Below are 17,707 nucleotides of genomic sequence, written 5' to 3' on the forward strand. Positions count from 1 at the left end.
GGATTGTAAATCACAAACGATCATCAATGTTCCTACCTTTATGTACTGAAGGCACATCACTGAACTAACTGTTCAATTTAGACCCGTTTGCCCTAGGTATCCATGTATTACTCCTTTTTGTGAAAAAAACAAATTATAATCACGAAAAGAAGAAGGAAAACTCACTACCAGTGTTTGCCAGCAGTGAGTTCTTTTACTTCTTTAACAATACTTAGATTTAATAGTACTTACTTAACAGTATTTGCTTCAATATCAAGTACATTTATTGGGCCAGAATTTCGTGCCATATCTTCACCATATGCGCAAACACGCCATGGAACTTCAGCCTTTTTCAGTACGATTGGCATCCAGAAAGGTTGGTAATCTGCTTTATCGTCGCAATTAGTTGTCGCTTTAGGGCCATGTTTCACATGCACAGTTGTGATTTCATAGGCACTATTTTTAGTAGTCACAAACCAGCTATCACTCTCATGACCTTCCACATTTAAAATAGGTTTAATTGATGGCGGTATGTTATCAATTTCCCGTAACATGACTGAAGCATCTTTTGTATTTTGCCATTGATCATCGTTATTCTGGTGAATAACACAGAGTTTATAGATCCCATCTTGCTTAGGAACCAGCATGTTTTCCAGTGGGCTTTGACTCACAGGAATAGAAGCACTGTATCCCGTTTCATCAGCACAATTTACATCGCTGATTAAACCTGTTTTATAACGAATATTCTTAACGTTAGCTCCTTCCTTGATAACGATGTCCCATTTTGCTTTCTTCCCATCAATAGGATTAACGTTTTGAGTTACCCAAGGTGACCAAGGCGTACTCCTTTCCAGAACATTACCACTGTTATTTTCAAGTTTAGAAAGATCCAGCGTGTTATCCTTTGTCAACGCATTGGCAATGCTATCAACTGGGATGAAATAGCTAGCGCCTTCTGTCGGAATACCTTTATTGTTTTCGATGGTACAAGGTCTGCCAAATCCACAACCGGTCATTCCCGGCGTTGTCGTCGTATTCATTACACCAATCACGTCTGTTTTATCTTTCTCAAAAACAGGAGAGCCAGATGTTCCACCAACTACGCCAGCACAGTTAGTGGAGAAAACCGGCGACCAAATCCACGGAGAGTTACCTTCATACAATAACGGAGATGTTCCAGTGATGTTACACTCAGATTTTCTGAGATAAGCATAATTGTAATCAACGTTATTAACAGGAATATGAGTCAACACAATAGGTTGATGTTTCATTTTAAGGTTTTTCTTCAGCTTCAAAGGAAGATAGCCTTTTTTCGCTAAGTCACCATAAGTTGCGCCCAATTGTAAAACTGCAATATCTTCGTATTTCATCGTTGAATATAAAATACGATTGACTTTTATTGGTGATAACTCATCTTTCTTATCAATGAAATAATCTGGGGTATATCGCCAATATTCAGGTACTGGCTGATCAATGATCACGTCGTTTGTATTCACATTACTATTTACACAATGCCCGGCGGTGAGTACCAGGGCTGGTGTATCCTTATTCGGTGTATTTTCACCAGAAATCAGGGTTGCTGTACAATGTGAATTGGCATTTAATTTACCAACAGTTCTGTATTTTTCAGCATCAGGATCGGTTGATTTCATTAATGGAGCACCATTATCATTTGCTGTTGATAAAGTTGCAGCGTTTAAGGCTAAAGCACTTGAGCTTGCAGAAATCGAGAACAAACTAATTAATATAATTTTACGATAAGTCACAATTTTCCTCCTTCGGATCTATTTAATGACCAGTATTCATTATCTAATTTAATCATTACTCAGTTCTACCAAAGTGATTTGTATTAAAATGGACACAAATGTCCTGAAAAAAACTCACTGCCGGCAAACGCTGACAGTGAGTTTTTGTTATTGAGGATAATAAGCGATTTTTACTGACTAGAACGTCCAATTGGCATTCAGGAACACACCATTATCCTTATGGTTGCCGGATAAAACCCCGTTATAACCCAGAGATAAGCTGGTGTTTTCATTGATTCCCAATGTTGTACCGGCTTTAATGACAGCTGCATCACGTGCGGCTGAAACACTGTTGACCGTAAACGTTGCATTGCTGTTGCTAAAGCTTAACTGGGTATCACGATCGACATTGCCAAACTGATGTTGCCAGCCCAATTCACCATAAACGCCCACGGTCAGTTCATTTTCAGTCTGCCATTTCTGGTTGACCCGTAAACCTAATGTCGAGAGCGTTGCATTTTTCGAGTGTTTTTTACCGTTCAATGCAGCGGCACCGCCGTGTTCATTTATGCCATCATGACGGAAGTTAACATGAGACAGGTTGACAAATGGTTCCAGATTCAGCCAAGCAGCATTCATGCTGTAAGCGGCTTCAGTGAACAATTGCCCTGTTTGCGCACTATATTTCGCGTTCAGGTTGTCCGATTGACTGCCAAACGCTACCGAGCGTTTGGTATCAAAACGGTGCCAACTGTAGGCAACACCGGTACGCAATGCCAATGCATCAATTTGCTTGCTGCTGTACAGCGCCAAATGGAAATTATTGCTGCGTGCTGACGTGTTATCTCCGCCATTCAAAAAAGAGCGGATATATCCGGTTGCAACACCGAACCGCCAGTCATTGTCTAATGCCTTATCCGCCCCCAATAACACACCATAGTTGGATATACGGTAACCATTGACTTCACTGTTGCCATCAGCCCGTTGCCAGTTACCGATAATTTGTGCCCACGTCCCGTTTTTATCCACCTTGATATCCTGTCCGACAGTTCCACCACCAGCCTGACGTAAACGGGTGTTTAGGGTATCGCGCAGATACCGGCTATTATCGATTTGTGCCGCTGCAATATCCGCATGGATCTGACCGGTAGAGAGTTGTTGGAAAGCTTGACGGGCTTGTACAGCCGTATCAGACATCAAGATACTTTCATAAACCGGATGCCCAAAACTCAGCTTATCGGCAGCATTCGCGACCGCACGTTCGTTAGCTGTCATCCCCAAACTGGCGAATAGGGTGGCATTGCGGTTGATATCCAGTAACACGCGATCCTGGTGATAGTTCAGCTCAGTGCCAACAAACAAATAGTTTGGTACGACAGCAGTAAACTGACCGTTGATCCCCAGATTTGCCTGCAGGATATTGTATTGCTGGCCCAATAAGCTGCGGACTTCTTGCTTCGATAACAAGTTACTGCTATTTTCCAAAGTGACTTGCACTTCACCGCCTTTCAGTGTTGCCAGTCCATTGCTGACAATACGATCACCATGACCTTGGCTGTTGGGGGCCACTTCCACCAGATAACGTGAACTCGTCTGGAAGGTCACATCGCGATCAACGTTCAACACACCGCTTGAACTTAAGTTGCCGGGGGCAATATTGGCACCAGTGTTGGCCATAAGTGAACCGACAGTACCAGCGCCGCCGAGGGTTGCGCCATCTTGTACCGTCACATCCGACGTGATGGAGCCGCTAACCTGCAAACGGCCTTGCTCTACCAACGTTGGGCCTTTATAAGTACTATTTTTACCGACAAGTTCGAGTGTGCCGTTGCCGACTTTAGTCAACCCACCGTGACCGGAAATATCATTATTCCAACTGTCATAGGCGCATTCATAACTATCACAGACACGCTCTACAGTTGTGTCTTGCTCGATCAAACCCCCGATCCCCGGAATATTGGCGATAAACTGAGTTTCGGTATAGGAGCCGGAAATGTAGTATTTCTTGGGAATATCCTTTTCGGTGATGAACATTTTAGGGCCATCAATGGCATCTTTCAGATTCAGCATTCCCCAACCATACATATCATCCATGCCTGGTTCACCCAAATCGGTGGCTGTGGTTTTGAGGACATCAGAGATTTGTCCGGCAGTCATGTAGGGGAAGCGTTGCATCAAGACCGCAGCTGCACCCGCGACATGGGGTGAGGCCATTGATGTACCAGTGTAGGCATCATAGGTGGGATTAATCTCCAACTCACCATATTCCAAAGCCTTTTCATTAATGTACCCATTAACGTTAGAAACAAAATTTCCGGTACTACTGTAAATTTTTGTACCTGGTGCGGACAAACAGTAGCTGGCAGTATAACCACAACTCGTTGATGATAGATTAATTTTATTTTCTCTGGTCAGGTTGGCAACACTGAGGTAGTTTTTCAGCGCATCAGGGAAGAAATAGGGCATACCCGCATGCATCCAAGTAACGTTATAGTTATTGGCATTTCCCGCAGCAAAAACAACTAATTTTCCTTGACGTGCCGCACGTAATAAACCTGCACTTCTGGTTGTATAATCATCAACCTCTGGAATTGGAGAGCGGCTTAATCGATCCAAATCACTTTTAATCGGATTAACATAATCAATCACATCTTGCAGTGTGATCGGGTAATACTTGACTGTTCCATCCGGCCATCGCTTGGGATTACCGTTTGCATCAGTCTCATAGCGAGGACGAACCCCCCAGCTATTATTAATAATGCGAGCATTGCTTTGGATCATTGCTTCTGTGCGGTTATATGGATTTTGCAAATATTTTCCAGTGATCAAGCTCGCATCAAATGCCACACCGTGCATTTCTTTACCATCCCGATTTGCTGCAATAATTCCAGCAACATGATTACCATGGGCACCGAAACTGATAATCCCTGTATAGGGGTTTTCATCGTAATTCCAAGGATCTTCAGGGCTCAGAATTTTCAGTTTGTTTGCAAATTCAGAGTGGTGGGTAACAGCTTCATCCAGGACACCAACATTAATGCCTTTCCCCGTGTAACCACGCGCGTAAGCATAATGAGCACCAATAGCAGCCAGTCCCCATTGATGATTAAATTCATCTGATAACCAACTATCTGGTGAATTTTTCTTGCCTTTTTCCTGATATTCAATAGCTGCCATTGAAGCACTGGCAGGTAATAGTCCAAAAAATAATGTCATCCACAAAAAGATCGGTCGTGCCGAATTGTTTTTTTTCATAATATAGAGGTTCCATTTTTTAAAAAGTGGTAACTTTCAATTCGCTATTTGGCACATCGCTCCTTGAAAAGTCCTTATTAATAAAACCGATTGTTGAACTTAAATAAGTAGGCAATGCCGATCTCGTCCTATATTTTTAACTATCTACAGGACAATTACGGTCACAATGTTTTATGCCCACAAGCTGCTATAGGATAATAATTGAAACCAAAATGCAAGGAAGGATATTAACTATTTTATAACTATTTTGTAACAAAATTGGAATTGTGAGTATGCGGGAAAGGTGTAATAAATACCATCAAAACATAATATTGCATAATTATTATTATTGATTGGGTGGTAATTGTTATTTATATGTAACTTTATTGATGGATTAATATTGTTTATAACACTTACTGGAATGATGATTTATTATGCTGATTTTTATATCAGGGTAGTTAATAAATTTGTTATAACTTTCATTTTTGGGGTTTTAATGAATATTAATATGGAAATTATTGGAGATCTTACCGTAATTATTTAATGAGGGTATTTTAAAGTCTAATGTGAAAATTAAATAAATATACCAATAAATAGGTATATTTGAATCGATCGATCAATTAATTGCTCTTTTTGGCATAAATAATCAAACGCAAATGTCTTTCTAAATCGATAATCATTGATGTGTAATCGAAAGCTGTTTCCTGCCCATTTACATTCAGCTCCCGCACGCCATTACAAGGTTCATAGATTTCATGCTTATGCCACATATCATAAAAATCAGGTGATATCTTAAGTAGCTTATCCACTAACGTTTGAATATAACTGTTTTTAGCGGCAAGCGCATAATCACGCCTTAATCCCGGAGTTCTACGACGTCCGATAGTAGCCGTCGAGCATTTGGTTTGTTAGGAATGACTTTAGGCTTCGCTGCCATTGCAGGCCAAACTCTGGGGGGCTGGATAATTTTCGCCAATTTATGGGATTTACAATGGCGCTCAATTTTTCTGGTTAATGTTCCTATTGGTTTTTTGGCTTTGATTTTTTCAGGTTATCTCAACGAAAGTATTGCTCAAGAAAAAACTGGATTAGATTTAGCTGGAGTGGCACTTTCCAGCATTGGAATTTCTGCTTTATTGCTACCAATTTTAGTGGGGCCAACATTAAGCTGGCCAATATGGTGCTGGGCACTACTTTTTTTGGCTTGTCTGGTACTGTTACAGTTCTTTCGGCATGAAAAACGCTATGCAGCTAAAGGGAAAATACCGCTATTCAATTTTGATTTATTGAAAAACAAACAATTTAGTTTAGGCTATTTATTAGTTTTATTTGTCTATTCCACTTCCAGCTCATTCTTTCTTATTTTCGCCTTGTTTTTACAAAATGGCTTAGGTTTCAACTCATTCGATGCAGGATTGATTTTTGCTCCTGCGAGCATAGGTTTTATTTTATCTTCACTCAATGCGCCTTATTGGGTTAAACGCTTTAGCAGCAAAGCCATAACTATCGGTGGCTTACTTTATATGCTTTCTTTTATTGCACTAATTGTTGCCATTAGTGCACTATCCACTGAAGCATTTTTATCAGTGAAAGCATTATTTGCGATTATTTTAATATTTCTTGGATATGGTCAGGGTTTTGTTATGACACCATTGCTCAATATTGTTCTGGCTTTTGTTGACGTACGATTTGCAGGTATGGCATCAGGTGTCATTACGACTTTACAACACATTGGTGCTGCTTTTGGTGTTGCCGTAATTAGTGTGTTAGTTCAGTGGCATTTTAATGGAATAGATACATCGCCTTTTACTACATCGAAAATAGGGGATATTAAAAAGTGATTAGAACTTTTACAGAAGCAGATATGGATGCGGTTCTGTCTATTTGGTTAGAAGCGTCCATTAAAGCTCACAATTTTGTGGCGTCTGAATTTTGGCAGTCGCAAATCCAAAACATGAGACATATCTATATTCCGGCCTCAGAAGTATATGTCTATGTACAAGGAGCTAATATTATTGGTTTTTATGCACTGCACGAAGATAATTTGGCCGCCGTTTTTGTATCACCAGATAAGCAGGGGCAGGGAATAGGCAAAGCATTAGTGAATGATGCCAAAAATCGAAGATCTGAACTCACCCTATCGGTTTATCAACAAAACCAAGCAAGTTATGAGTTCTATTTATCGCAGGGGTTTTATGTTGTCAGCAAAGACGTAGATGAAAATACGGGATGCGAAGAGTATTTTATGCGTTTAAAAATGTAGATAACATATTTAATAAGTATTTGAAATTATCACAATATTTACATAATTACTAATTTACTGGCTGTAAAAGGGATAACAATGATGAATCAGATTGTTACTGATATTACTGAATTAGAAGAGATATAGGGGTCAGTTCCGGTAGGGGCGAAATGACACTCTAAGCTTTTCTTCGCCAGGCCATACACGCGATAAAAATATCTTTGAGTCCCCGATTTGCCGGTAATACATATCTGATTTTTCCTGACGATTTGGGGTTAAAAAGTGCTTTCACGGTCACGGGGGGATTAGCAGTGCCAACTCGCCTTCTTCAGTCAGCAGTGTTTTGGACGAGGAGCCATTATGGTATTGGTGCCAGATTTCGGCTGGTGTTTTTCATAGCACAAATGAGTGGCTGGAGCTATTTCCACAGTCGGTTTTTTTGAGTAAACGGGAGAGCTGGCTGAGACCTTCCGGGGTTTTGAGATTTTTAGCCAGCTCAGTTGTCAGGGTTTGTAACTATTTTTCGTCCATCTTTTAACCTGTTTTAGTTGATAAGTTAAACATAATAAAAACAGGCAATTATACAAATTTAGGGACAAGATCGCCCTTTTATATATCAAACAAGATGGTTAATAATCAGGTTTAACACCCTATCTTAAAAATTTTGATAAAATACAGCACGATCAAACGGTGTCCTATAAAGAGAATCTTGTTGCTCTTTTGTGGTAGCACTAGAAGACATACCATACATAATCCCAATTTGGCCTGATGCAAGATTTCCCGTCATAAGCGTGTTCATATTGTACTGGCAAAGTTCTACATTCCATTCACCCTTTGCAGTGTTAAGCCACTCAACTATTAATGTACCGTTATTTTCAGCTAACAATCCAACACGCCACCTTGACCACACATATTGCGGCCATTCGTAACTCAGAGCAATACTAGAATGAGTATTACCTAATGTCGGTTGCCCTTTGTAAATACCATCTGTTCGTTTGCCAACAAAATTGACTGACTGAATCAAATTAGCTTGAAGATTCCAAACCATGACATAAGGCGTCGCAGTATCAATCGAAGTACCTAAGGAAATATTTGATGGCATCCATTGAGGCTTACCTTTATACCCCCCAGTCAAGTGAATAGCCATATAGCCATATAGCCATAACCAATATTTTGATATGTACCACTTGCATTCGTTTCCTTGGATAGCACACACACTGTAATTTCAGGGTATGGCTTACAAAATAAGTCAAGCTCACAATAACAATGTCTGGCATCAACAGGGGTATCTGTTGCAAGCCCAAGACATTGACCTCCTGGTCCAGATTTAGTCAACGTTAGCGAATGGAAAGCTTTCCTTCCTCCAACAATATTATTAGGCGGCCTTATATCCCAAGCACTCGTCACATGAGCTGAATCCTTAAACAGTATCCCTGCTCTCTCCCTTGTAGCGTCAACCCACCGACCGTTAGGATAATTATTGGCATCCCATACCGCTATTGGAACCGATTTGGAATTAGATAAACCTTCAATTGAAATTGGGCTTTCACTTTCATGTTGTTCTGATTTCATAATTAAAACATTCTCCTATAAAAGATAAAACTGCATATTAATTTTGCACACTATATCTCATAACAAGATCATTTTTAATCATTCATAAAACATCTTCATTTAATAAAAAAAGAAAACCAAACCACATAAAATAAATTATAACCCAACATTTATATTCCAAAAAATAAAGCACTCTTAACTAAGTTAAGAGGTAGCGCATTATAATTCATCTTAATGATCGTAGATTATTAAGATATCATGGAGATAAGAAATTGCAAATTATTTATAAAGAATTATCGGCCAGATCATTTAGATCTAATATTTATAACCAAGCGTTCATTGTAATTTAAAATTAATATTACTTAAGGCTACGTTATCGGAGAGGAATAATACAGATATTTAAGCATTAGTATGTTATAAATATTAAACTAACTGTTCATTTTAAAAATCATAAACAGATTGATAATATATAGTATTGTTTGTAACTTATCTTACATTCGCATAATAAGTGCAAATGATTTTACCTATACTATATACCGATACCGCAGGATTTACCGATTATCTCTTTGGTATCAGTGGAATGCTTGGCTACCGCCTCGTATTGTGAATTCGGGATCTGCCCTTAAGACGATTTTATGTATTTACCCCTGATATAACGCCAAAAGATTTGTGCAGGCTGGTTGGCGGGAAAATCAGGGAAGACCTTATTACCGCAAACTGGCCGGACTTTCTTCGATGCGCAATAACAATATTTTCAGGAAAACTCAAACCAAGCCAATTGCCGCGTAAGCTGGCTTCTTACCCACGGCAGAATGAACTGGCATCAAAAAATGCATTGTGTATCAGCCGCTAGGGTGAAATTTGTGATCGTAAGTTGCTGGCATTTCAATCTAATAATAGAAAGCCAACAATGATTGATTGTTAAGCAAAAATGCCGAAAATACGATGAACTGTATTTTTATACAGCTTGTGTGGCTCAATTTTTTATCCATATCTAAAAGGATACTCTCGGCTCAAATTTCTGAACCGAGGTTTACTCATAAGAAACTGGATATCAGCTAATTACATACCATACAGATAATTTTTACTTTCTTCGCCAATATCTTCGCGGACTTGCTTCAATGCCTTAGCATAAGACTTAAGTAGTTTTAGCGTATAGTTAACTCGGCTTTCAAATGCCTCATCATTACAAATCAGATCCTTCGAAATCAAGTTTTCACCCTGACGGAATATTAAATGGTCAGGCAAGAAACAAACATGATTATTTTTAAAACCGGTCATCCGTAATTCGCAAAGAGGGTAAACACCATTGATCCCACCTGAGACACTCACCAATAATGTCGGTTTATGGCCCAGTTCAGCTATAGAACAATGTAATAAAAAGTTCTTTAATGCTGGGGTTGCCATTCCATGCCATTCTGGGGTAACAAAGATAAATGCTTCACTTTCTCTTAAATATCGTGCGATCGCCTGCCAGGGATGAGATTCCGCTGATATATCTGTCGTATAACCATCATGTAATGGCAACTCTATATTAGAGAGATCCATAAGTTCTATATTGGTAAATGCATGTTCTCTACTTAATTTTTGCAAATAACAAGCCACACGTTGGCTATGGGAGTCCGGGCGTTGGCTGCCTGAAATTATAGTAAGTTTCATTAATTTTCCTGTTGTTTTTACTCGTTAATTAAGTTGTAGGACTATCGGTTTTTTTATCTGATTTCGTGGAATCGAAAGCCAAACAGAAATAATGATGGTGCATGCTCCAAATATTTGTGGCAAGGAAAACAAACTATAACTTTTAGTATTACATTATTTGAAGTATATTTACATAAAGATAAATTAAAGTAATGGCCTAAACGATTTTTATCAAGTATCTTTTTGTCGAAATAAAATAAATAGGGAAAAAAGCATGAAGTACGATCACGTTGACAGATTATTGATACAGTGGGAACAGCAACGCCCAGACCTTGACCCGTCGTCGATGGGCGTCATTGGACGGCTATGTCGCGTAAACAAAATTATTGAACAACGTCTACAACATGCTTTCAAAGAACACGATATAAGTACCATAGAATTTGATATCCTTGCGACGCTGCGTCGCAACAACACACCCATTACGCCTACTGAAATGTATCAATCCGTTATGCTGACTTCTGGAGCAATGAGCACTCGTATTGAGCATATGGTACAGCGAGGATTGGTTGAACGTATCGCTAATGAAGGAGACCGTCGCAGTTGCAAAGTTTTTCTGACATCAAAAGGGAAGGCATTGATAGATAAAGCAGTAGAAAGTCATTTGGGAAATCAAAAATCGATTCTCGAACCGTTGACCGAAACTCAACAAGAGCAGTTTGCAATGTTGTTACGTCATTGGTTGTTGGCCAATGAATCAGCTAGCAATTGAGCTTTTTCGGATGACGAAGTTTTTCAGATAAATCACAAAAGTATCTTTTTTAAAAGGCATTATTAAACTAACTATGAAAGTTATCTTTTCTTAAAGATATTTAAAAAATTCGCCCTGGCATAAGTCAGGGCGAAATGTTTCTAATCTAATAAGATAATGCTAAGAATAGAAAATATTAGAACTTAACATTCATTCTTGCCCAATAAGTACGGCCAGGCTCGTTTACTGCTGTGTTGCCAGAATAACCAAAGCCCTGATTTCCCGCTAAGTTAAGGTGTTCGCTATAAGCCTTATTAAAAATGTTATCAACGCCGGCACTAACCTGAACATTTTTAGTCACTTTATAGGCTGCATTTACAGATAGAATGGCAAAGCCTTTACTGCTATCAAAATCTTGGCCGACAACATTACCTTCATTGATTGCCACTCGGTGTTGGCTATTTACCAAACGCAACAAACCATTGCTAGTCCAATCACCATATTCCCAAGTCAGGCCAAAACGTGCTTCCAAAGGTGGGATCTGCGGCAATGGACGATGAGTGGTGGTGTTTTGCGCCCAAGAATACGCCAAACTGGCATCCGTTTTCCAATGTTCATTGAATTCATAAGTAAGTCCCGTTTCTCCGCCCATAATAGTGGCATTAATGTTGTGAGCCGGGTCTTTTTTTCCATAGTTAAATAGAATGAAATCATTCACTTTACCCACATATGCCGATACCCAACCTTTCAGTTGATTACCGTTATATTGCGCACCGATATCCAACTGGGTGGTTTTTTCGGGTTTTACATCCGTGAAAACATTTTCACCTGCTTTACCTGAAAATATCTCCCAGTAATCAGGGAAACGCTCGGTATAACCAACACCGACATAGAACATCAAAGGAGCGTCTTTCAGATTATGTTCAAATCGGACGAAGCCAGCGGGAAGGGTTTCTTTGCGCTCTTGTTGGGTTGAGTATTTATATGCCGTTGCACGATCCAAACGAGCACCACTAATAACTTTACTCTGTTCAGTTGCATCCCATGTTAATTCACCAAAAAGGCCATAGTTACGGAAGCGTGCATTTTTCTGCCAACCCATCCTTTCAGCTTTATTCATGTAATGATCGGTATTGGAACGATGGGTATTTGTCTGCATATCTACACCGCTCTGTAATTTGAAATCTTCCCAAACCCAAGTTCCCATCATGCGGCCACCCACGGTAAGACGATCCGGTTCTGAAACCATTTCCATGTGTCCGGGTAGAGGTATGCGCATGGAATAGTTATCCATCACATGGTCGGTGTAGTTGTAGTAAAAATTGCTTTCGAATTTGTCAAACACTTCACCAATATTGGACTTTTCAAAACGCACGCCAAAACTTTTGCGCTTGAATTGAGAACCGTCCATATAACGCGTAGCATAGCGCGCTTCACCATCACCTTGTCCGGCGCTTAACTCCAGTAACGTATCTTCATCAGGCGTCAAGCCCAATGCAATATCGGTATTCCATTTATCCCAACGGGATGGAACGCGATGACCATTACCATCTTTATAATCATTGGAGCGGGATTTATTGCCAATTAAACGGATATAACCCAGTTCATTGCCAATACTGAGGTCAACATTACCATCCCAACGTCCATTGGAACCAATAATTGTGCTGGCATTACCTTGTGCACCCAGTTGTTCAAACTGAGGGCGAGTACGTTCGAAACGGATAGTTCCCGCTGAGTTTCCTGCTCCCCAAAGTACTGTTTGTGGGCCTTTCACTAAACTCAGAACATCATAACTTTCTGGTGAGATATAAGAACTTGGCGCATCCATACGTCCACCACAAGAACCCAGAATTTCGCTATCATCAATCAGCATTCTCAACCGTGAGCCAAACATGCCACGGAATACAGGATCACCATTAGTACCACCATTACGGATCTGTGAAAAACCGGGAATAGTTTTCAGGTAATCAGAGCCATCGCTGGCAGGAATTGGTTGGCGAGGCGTTTTTAGTGAAGAAGCCACTTCAAGTGGCGATGTTGCTGGAGCTGTTACAGTAATTACTACTTCGCTGTTATTTGCTGTGTCTGTTTCTTTGGCGTGTTCCACATTGGCAGTCCAGCCACTGGCTGGTACAAAAAGTGCAATAGCCAAAGCAGCTGTCAGAGGTGATACACGAAATAATTGTGCAGCAGACATAAAAAATCCCTTAATTAGTAACAAATTCGGTCTTGGAATTTATTTAAAACATTAAAAAATCGCCGTACATACTATGTAAGGCAAGGAAAATAAAATGATTAATTTCAAATAAATAGACTAATTAGGGGTGGGGCGCGAGGTTGTGATTCGCCGTAAAACAGCCGAATAGTTGAGCCAGAAAGACGTAATGCTGGTGGTGCCCGAGACACGATAAGAGTCAGCAAAATGAAAGGAATAAAATCTCCTGCCAATAATGGCAGGTTAATCAGAAGTTGGCAGTAACCACAGGCAATATCATCAATTAATCCCGTATGGATATGATCAGCACCATGATGGTTCATTCCGTTTTCACGATGATGTTCCAGCGTTTTCGATACCACAGGCGCAATGAACAGCATCAAAATCGCGAGTAAGGCGATAAAAGCAGGTATTCGACGTTGTGATAAGCGAAAAAGTGATAACAAGTTAATAACCCAAATCAATTTCTACGATTGGGCGCTAATCTTACTGCATTTTTGATGGATTTGTTAAAATTTTTTAGGGCAGAACATGGGGGGATTTGCTGTCTTTAGCGACTAATAATTAAGGTTTAATAACTTCAGAGTAATAATTATTTTACTCTGAAGTTTATTCAAATCAGTAGAAATATATAGAGTTTTATGATTTTTCAAAGTTATTCTTGGAATCCACCAGATAAACCATAACGTAAAATTTTTCCTGATCCTGCTCCTCCTGGTATTCCTGCTCCTTCTCCAAGCCATATTCCATTAATCCAAGTCCCATCACACCACATCTCTACTTTTTGACCGGTAAGCAGAGCTGTTTGTGCTATAGATAAAAAAGCAGGGCCAGCAGGTTTGGAATAATTTGGATCAGTCAGTACAACCCTTCCGGGTTGATCTTTTTTATCGTCTGGACGGAATATTAATACAATGTGATCATCAGTAGGGCTATTATTAAAGTAACCTATAGATAGCCCTGTAATGTATCCTGTGTAAGCACCATCGGTACATTTAAGGTCATCCAATGACCATGCATTCACTATTGGGGTAATAAATAATGATAATAAGGTAATTAAGGGAATAACAATCATTTTATGAAATAAAATTTTCATTTTGACAAACTCTTACATATATTTATTTCTTTGTCTTTATCTTCAGCATAAGATAATTGAATGCCTCCCATCAAAATAAATACAACAAAGACTTTAATTTGATTTATCTGGAAACAATCTTATTTCTGTTGTGGAAAAACTGCTACATTCTACGATGTTCTTAAAGGCTCGTAATAATTTCAAATAAAAATCAGTTAGTTGCCTAAAATTTGTTGTTTTCATTTACGTAAGTAAACTCATAACTAATGATTCGATAATTGAGATTTAATTTGAGTATAGTTTCATTGCAAACTCTTTGTTACAACCTTATATGAGGAGTAAAAAAATGTCAGATAGCCATCAGTTTAAAACTAATTTGGTTAAAACAACTAGTTCTCAGACACTGAACCTTAAAGCACATTGGATGCCATTCAGTGCTAATCGTCATTTTCAACAAGATCCACGTTTAATTATCTCCGCAGAGGGAAACTGGCTGGTTGATGATCAAGGCCGACGTATTTATGACAGCTTGTCAGGCTTATGGACATGTGGAGCAGGCCATACACGCACTGAAATTCGTCAGGCCGTTTCTGAACAATTGGGTATGTTGGATTATTCACCCGGCTTTCAATATGGACATCCTTTGTCATTTAAATTGGCAGATAAAATTGCCAGTCTTATGCCCGATGATTTGAATCATGTATTTTTTACCAGTTCGGGGTCAGAATCTGTTGATACGGCAGTAAAAATGGCTCGTGCTTACTGGCGGATTCAAGGACAATCCGCAAAGACTAAATTTATCGGTCGGGCTCGTGGTTATCATGGTGTCAATATTGCAGGGACCAGCCTTGGCGGTATTGGTGGAAATCGAAAAATGTTTGGTCAGTTTATGGATGTTGACCATCTGCCACATACATTACAACCTAATATGGCTTTTACTAAAGGAATGCCATCGGCTGGTGGCCGTGAACTGGCAGATGAATTATTGAAACTCATCGAACTGCATGATGCCAGTAATATTGCCGCTGTTATCGTTGAGCCTCTTGCTGGATCTGCTGGCGCTATTATCCCGCCACAAGGTTACTTACAACGTCTGCGGGAAATATGCACCCAACACGATATCTTGTTGATTTTCGATGAAGTGATTACCGGCTTCGGACGTTTGGGATGTTGGAGTGGCGCTGAGTATTTCGGTGTTACCCCCGATATTCTTAATTTCGCTAAACAAGTAACCAACGGTGTAATCCCTCTGGGAGGTGTCGTTGCCTCCAGTAAGATTTACGAGGCATTTATGTCTCAACCTCTGCCAGAACATATGATCGAGTTCAGCCACGGTTATACCTATTCTGCTCATCCCGTTGCTTGTGCAGCAGGATTAGCTTCCTTAGAACTGCTGGAAAAAGAGAGTTTATTGCAACAATCCGCTGATTTGGCCCCACATTTCGAACAAGCATTACATGAACTGAAGTACTGTCCGAATGTAGTAGATATTCGTAACTGTGGACTGGTGGGGGCAATTCAACTTGCTCCACGGGACGGAGATGCGGCGATCCGGCCTTTTGATGCTGGTATTGCACTATGGAAAGCGGGGTTTTATGTGCGTTTGGGTGGTGATGCGTTGCAATTTGGCCCTATGTTCAATGCTAAAACTGATGATCTTGATCGTCTGTTTAATGCTGTGGGTAATGTTTTACACCAAATTAAATAAAGGAAATCAAGAAATATGCAGATAATTACGCATTTAATTAATGGTGAAATGACCATAGCTGGTGGCAGAACCGCAGCAGTATTTAACCCCTCTACAGGGAATGTAATTCGCCAAGTTGAGATGGCAAGTAAGGAAACAGTACAACAAGCAATTGCAGCCGCAAAAGCGGCGCTTCCAGCCTGGCGTGATACACCACCAGCAAAACGTGCTCAAGTTTTGTTTCGTTTTAAACAGCTCCTTGAACAGCATGAAGAACAGATAATTAGATTGGTCAGCGAAGAACACGGTAAAACCTTGGAGGATTCGGCAGGGGAATTGAAAAGAGGAATTGAAAACGTGGATTTCGCTACAGCAGCACCGGAATTATTAAAAGGTGAGTACAGTCACAATGTTGGGCCAGAAATTGATTCATGGAGCAATTTTCAGGCCGTAGGAGTTGTTGCTGGTATAACACCTTTTAATTTCCCTGCAATGGTCCCTTTATGGATGTATCCGTTGGCGATTGCCTGTGGTAATACTTTCATCCTTAAACCTTCTGAACGTGATCCCAGTTCAGTATTGTTTATCGCAGAGTTGTTCCAGCAGGCTGGATTACCAAAAGGCGTATTAAATGTTATCAATGGTGATAAAGAAGCGGTCGATTGTCTCATTGAATCCCCCGATGTGAAGGCATTGAGTTTTGTTGGTTCTACGCCTATAGCAGAATATATTTACAGTGAAGGGACGCGACGAGGCAAACGCGTTCAGGCATTGGGAGGAGCGAAAAATCACGCCGTTTTAATGCCTGATGCAGATTTAAATAATGCCGCCAGTGCATTAATGGGAGCCGTTTATGGTTCGTGTGGCGAACGTTGTATGGCCATTTCTGTTGCAGTATGTGTAGGTGATCAAATCGCTGATGCTTTAATTGAAAAACTGACCCCACAAATTAAGGCACTTAAAATTGGAGCCGGAACTGAACATGGTCTGGATATGGGGCCATTAGTGACTAAAGCGCATTTGGATAAGGTGTCAAATTATGTCACGGACGGTGTCAATGCGGGGGCTGAGTTGATTGTTGACGGCAGGAATCTATCTGTAGTTGGGTATGAAAATGGCTTCTTTATGGGGGGATGCCTGTTTGATTATGTTACACCTGAAATGCGCATTTATCAGGAAGAAATTTTTGGCCCTGTTTTATGTATAGTTCGAGTACCCAGTTTGGAAGATGCAATCACACTGATTAATACCCATGAATATGGCAATGGTACTTGCGTCTTCACAAATGATGGTGAGGTGGCTCGGTTGTTTGCCAATGAAATTGAAGTTGGTATGGTAGGAATCAATGTTCCATTGCCGGTTCCCGTTGCTTATCACAGTTTCGGTGGTTGGAAACGTTCATTGTTCGGTGATTTGTATGCTTATGGCCCAGATGGTGTACGTTTTTACACTCGCCGTAAAACGATCACTCAGCGTTGGATTAAACGCGAAAGTCATGAAGCCGCTCAATTTGCTTTCCCAAGCAATCATTAATCTCCATAATTAACTTATTCAATGGGCGGTGCCCTGACCGCCCAAACTCAGCAATTATTA

The 17,707-nt window shown here is 40.1% G+C and carries 14 protein-coding genes and 2 pseudogenes; 6 read left to right on the forward strand and 10 right to left on the reverse strand.

Features of this window, described 5'->3' with window-relative positions:
• Positions 1–227 precede the first annotated feature (227 nt).
• The 3 genes from BM135_RS13280 to BM135_RS18030 all read right to left on the reverse strand — a co-directional run bounded on the left by BM135_RS13280 (position 228) and on the right by BM135_RS18030 (position 5,842).
• Positions 228–1,745: a trypsin-like serine peptidase gene (locus tag BM135_RS13280; RefSeq protein WP_092520333.1), complete on the reverse strand. Its 1,518-nt coding sequence runs from the start codon at positions 1,743–1,745 to the stop codon at positions 228–230.
• A gap of 177 nt (positions 1,746–1,922) precedes the next feature.
• Complete coding sequence (locus tag BM135_RS13285) at positions 1,923–4,979, reverse strand: autotransporter domain-containing protein (RefSeq protein ID WP_092520334.1); 3,057 nt, start codon at positions 4,977–4,979, stop codon at positions 1,923–1,925.
• A gap of 599 nt (positions 4,980–5,578) precedes the next feature.
• The gene (locus tag BM135_RS18030; RefSeq protein WP_175486143.1) at positions 5,579–5,842 is read right to left on the reverse strand and encodes an MmyB family transcriptional regulator; all 264 of its coding nucleotides are present in this window, start codon (positions 5,840–5,842) and stop codon (positions 5,579–5,581) included.
• 153 nt (positions 5,843–5,995) lie between these two features.
• Here BM135_RS18030 and BM135_RS13290 point away from each other — a divergent pair, with 153 nt between their 5' ends.
• Together BM135_RS13290 and BM135_RS13295 are read left to right on the forward strand one after the other, a co-directional pair.
• On the forward strand, positions 5,996–6,799 hold the full coding sequence (locus BM135_RS13290; RefSeq protein WP_342741302.1) for an MFS transporter: 804 nt from the start codon (positions 5,996–5,998) through the stop codon (positions 6,797–6,799).
• A 23-nt stretch (positions 6,800–6,822) separates the two neighbouring features.
• The gene (locus tag BM135_RS13295; RefSeq protein WP_092520356.1) at positions 6,823–7,221 is read left to right on the forward strand and encodes a GNAT family N-acetyltransferase; all 399 of its coding nucleotides are present in this window, start codon (positions 6,823–6,825) and stop codon (positions 7,219–7,221) included.
• A gap of 257 nt (positions 7,222–7,478) precedes the next feature.
• Here BM135_RS13295 and BM135_RS17530 read toward each other — a convergent pair.
• The 3 genes and pseudogenes from BM135_RS17530 to BM135_RS17540 form a co-directional block, all read right to left on the reverse strand.
• Positions 7,479–7,707 (reverse strand): annotated as a pseudogene (locus tag BM135_RS17530) (transposase); the annotation flags it as partial.
• A gap of 148 nt (positions 7,708–7,855) precedes the next feature.
• Complete coding sequence (locus BM135_RS17535; protein WP_245737400.1) at positions 7,856–8,347, reverse strand: hypothetical protein; 492 nt, start codon at positions 8,345–8,347, stop codon at positions 7,856–7,858.
• Positions 8,332–8,772 (reverse strand): hypothetical protein, encoded by a 441-nt coding sequence (locus BM135_RS17540; RefSeq protein WP_245737401.1) that lies wholly within the window; start codon positions 8,770–8,772, stop codon positions 8,332–8,334. The genes BM135_RS17535 and BM135_RS17540 overlap by 16 nt, the downstream gene beginning before the upstream one ends.
• A gap of 511 nt (positions 8,773–9,283) precedes the next feature.
• Between BM135_RS17540 and BM135_RS13310 the strand changes: the two are divergent.
• Positions 9,284–9,574: pseudogene (locus tag BM135_RS13310) on the forward strand (Tn3 family transposase); the annotation flags it as partial.
• 239 nt (positions 9,575–9,813) lie between these two features.
• On the opposite strand, the gene BM135_RS13315 reads toward BM135_RS13310, so the two are convergent.
• Entirely contained in the window at positions 9,814–10,410 is a 597-nt protein-coding gene (locus tag BM135_RS13315; protein WP_092520336.1) for an NADPH-dependent FMN reductase, read from the reverse strand.
• A 253-nt stretch (positions 10,411–10,663) separates the two neighbouring features.
• Here BM135_RS13315 and BM135_RS13320 point away from each other — a divergent pair, with 253 nt between their 5' ends.
• The gene (locus tag BM135_RS13320) at positions 10,664–11,158 is read left to right on the forward strand and encodes a MarR family winged helix-turn-helix transcriptional regulator (RefSeq protein ID WP_092520337.1); all 495 of its coding nucleotides are present in this window, start codon (positions 10,664–10,666) and stop codon (positions 11,156–11,158) included.
• A gap of 175 nt (positions 11,159–11,333) precedes the next feature.
• Here BM135_RS13320 and BM135_RS13325 read toward each other — a convergent pair whose 3' ends face one another.
• The 3 genes from BM135_RS13325 to BM135_RS13335 all read right to left on the reverse strand — a co-directional run bounded on the left by BM135_RS13325 (position 11,334) and on the right by BM135_RS13335 (position 14,448).
• Entirely contained in the window at positions 11,334–13,334 is a 2,001-nt protein-coding gene (locus tag BM135_RS13325) for a TonB-dependent copper receptor (protein WP_092520338.1), read from the reverse strand.
• 104 nt (positions 13,335–13,438) lie between these two features.
• On the reverse strand, positions 13,439–13,798 hold the full coding sequence (locus BM135_RS13330) for a DUF2946 domain-containing protein (protein WP_245737402.1): 360 nt from the start codon (positions 13,796–13,798) through the stop codon (positions 13,439–13,441).
• A gap of 209 nt (positions 13,799–14,007) precedes the next feature.
• The gene (locus BM135_RS13335; RefSeq protein WP_092520339.1) at positions 14,008–14,448 is read right to left on the reverse strand and encodes a hypothetical protein; all 441 of its coding nucleotides are present in this window, start codon (positions 14,446–14,448) and stop codon (positions 14,008–14,010) included.
• A 325-nt stretch (positions 14,449–14,773) separates the two neighbouring features.
• On the opposite strand from BM135_RS13335, the gene aptA reads away from it, so the two are divergent.
• Together aptA and BM135_RS13350 are read left to right on the forward strand one after the other, a co-directional pair.
• Positions 14,774–16,135, forward strand: a complete 1,362-nt coding sequence (aptA, locus tag BM135_RS13345) for an omega-aminotransferase AptA (protein ID WP_092520340.1) — start codon at positions 14,774–14,776, stop codon at positions 16,133–16,135.
• A gap of 15 nt (positions 16,136–16,150) precedes the next feature.
• Positions 16,151–17,647: a CoA-acylating methylmalonate-semialdehyde dehydrogenase gene (locus BM135_RS13350; RefSeq protein ID WP_092520341.1), complete on the forward strand. Its 1,497-nt coding sequence runs from the start codon at positions 16,151–16,153 to the stop codon at positions 17,645–17,647.
• Positions 17,648–17,707 lie beyond the last annotated feature (60 nt).

The sequence above is a fragment of the Xenorhabdus japonica genome, assembly GCF_900115195.1.
GTDB classification, from domain to species: domain Bacteria; phylum Pseudomonadota; class Gammaproteobacteria; order Enterobacterales; family Enterobacteriaceae; genus Xenorhabdus; species Xenorhabdus japonica.

Coding starts and splice junctions, on each gene's coding strand:
- BM135_RS13315 (WP_092520336.1), bottom strand. CDS start 10,410: ATGAAACTTACTATAATTTCAGGCAGCCAACGCCCGGACTCCCATAGC.
- BM135_RS17540 (WP_245737401.1), bottom strand. CDS start 8,772: ATGAAATCAGAACAACATGAAAGTGAAAGCCCAATTTCAATTGAAGGT.
- BM135_RS17535 (WP_245737400.1), bottom strand. CDS start 8,347: ATGGCTATTCACTTGACTGGGGGGTATAAAGGTAAGCCTCAATGGATG.
- BM135_RS13335 (WP_092520339.1), bottom strand. CDS start 14,448: ATGAAAATTTTATTTCATAAAATGATTGTTATTCCCTTAATTACCTTA.
- BM135_RS13325 (WP_092520338.1), bottom strand. CDS start 13,334: ATGTCTGCTGCACAATTATTTCGTGTATCACCTCTGACAGCTGCTTTG.
- BM135_RS13295 (WP_092520356.1), top strand. CDS start 6,823: ATGGATGCGGTTCTGTCTATTTGGTTAGAAGCGTCCATTAAAGCTCAC.
- BM135_RS13350 (WP_092520341.1), top strand. CDS start 16,151: ATGCAGATAATTACGCATTTAATTAATGGTGAAATGACCATAGCTGGT.
- BM135_RS13285 (WP_092520334.1), bottom strand. CDS start 4,979: ATGAAAAAAAACAATTCGGCACGACCGATCTTTTTGTGGATGACATTA.
- aptA (WP_092520340.1), top strand. CDS start 14,774: ATGTCAGATAGCCATCAGTTTAAAACTAATTTGGTTAAAACAACTAGT.
- BM135_RS13320 (WP_092520337.1), top strand. CDS start 10,664: ATGAAGTACGATCACGTTGACAGATTATTGATACAGTGGGAACAGCAA.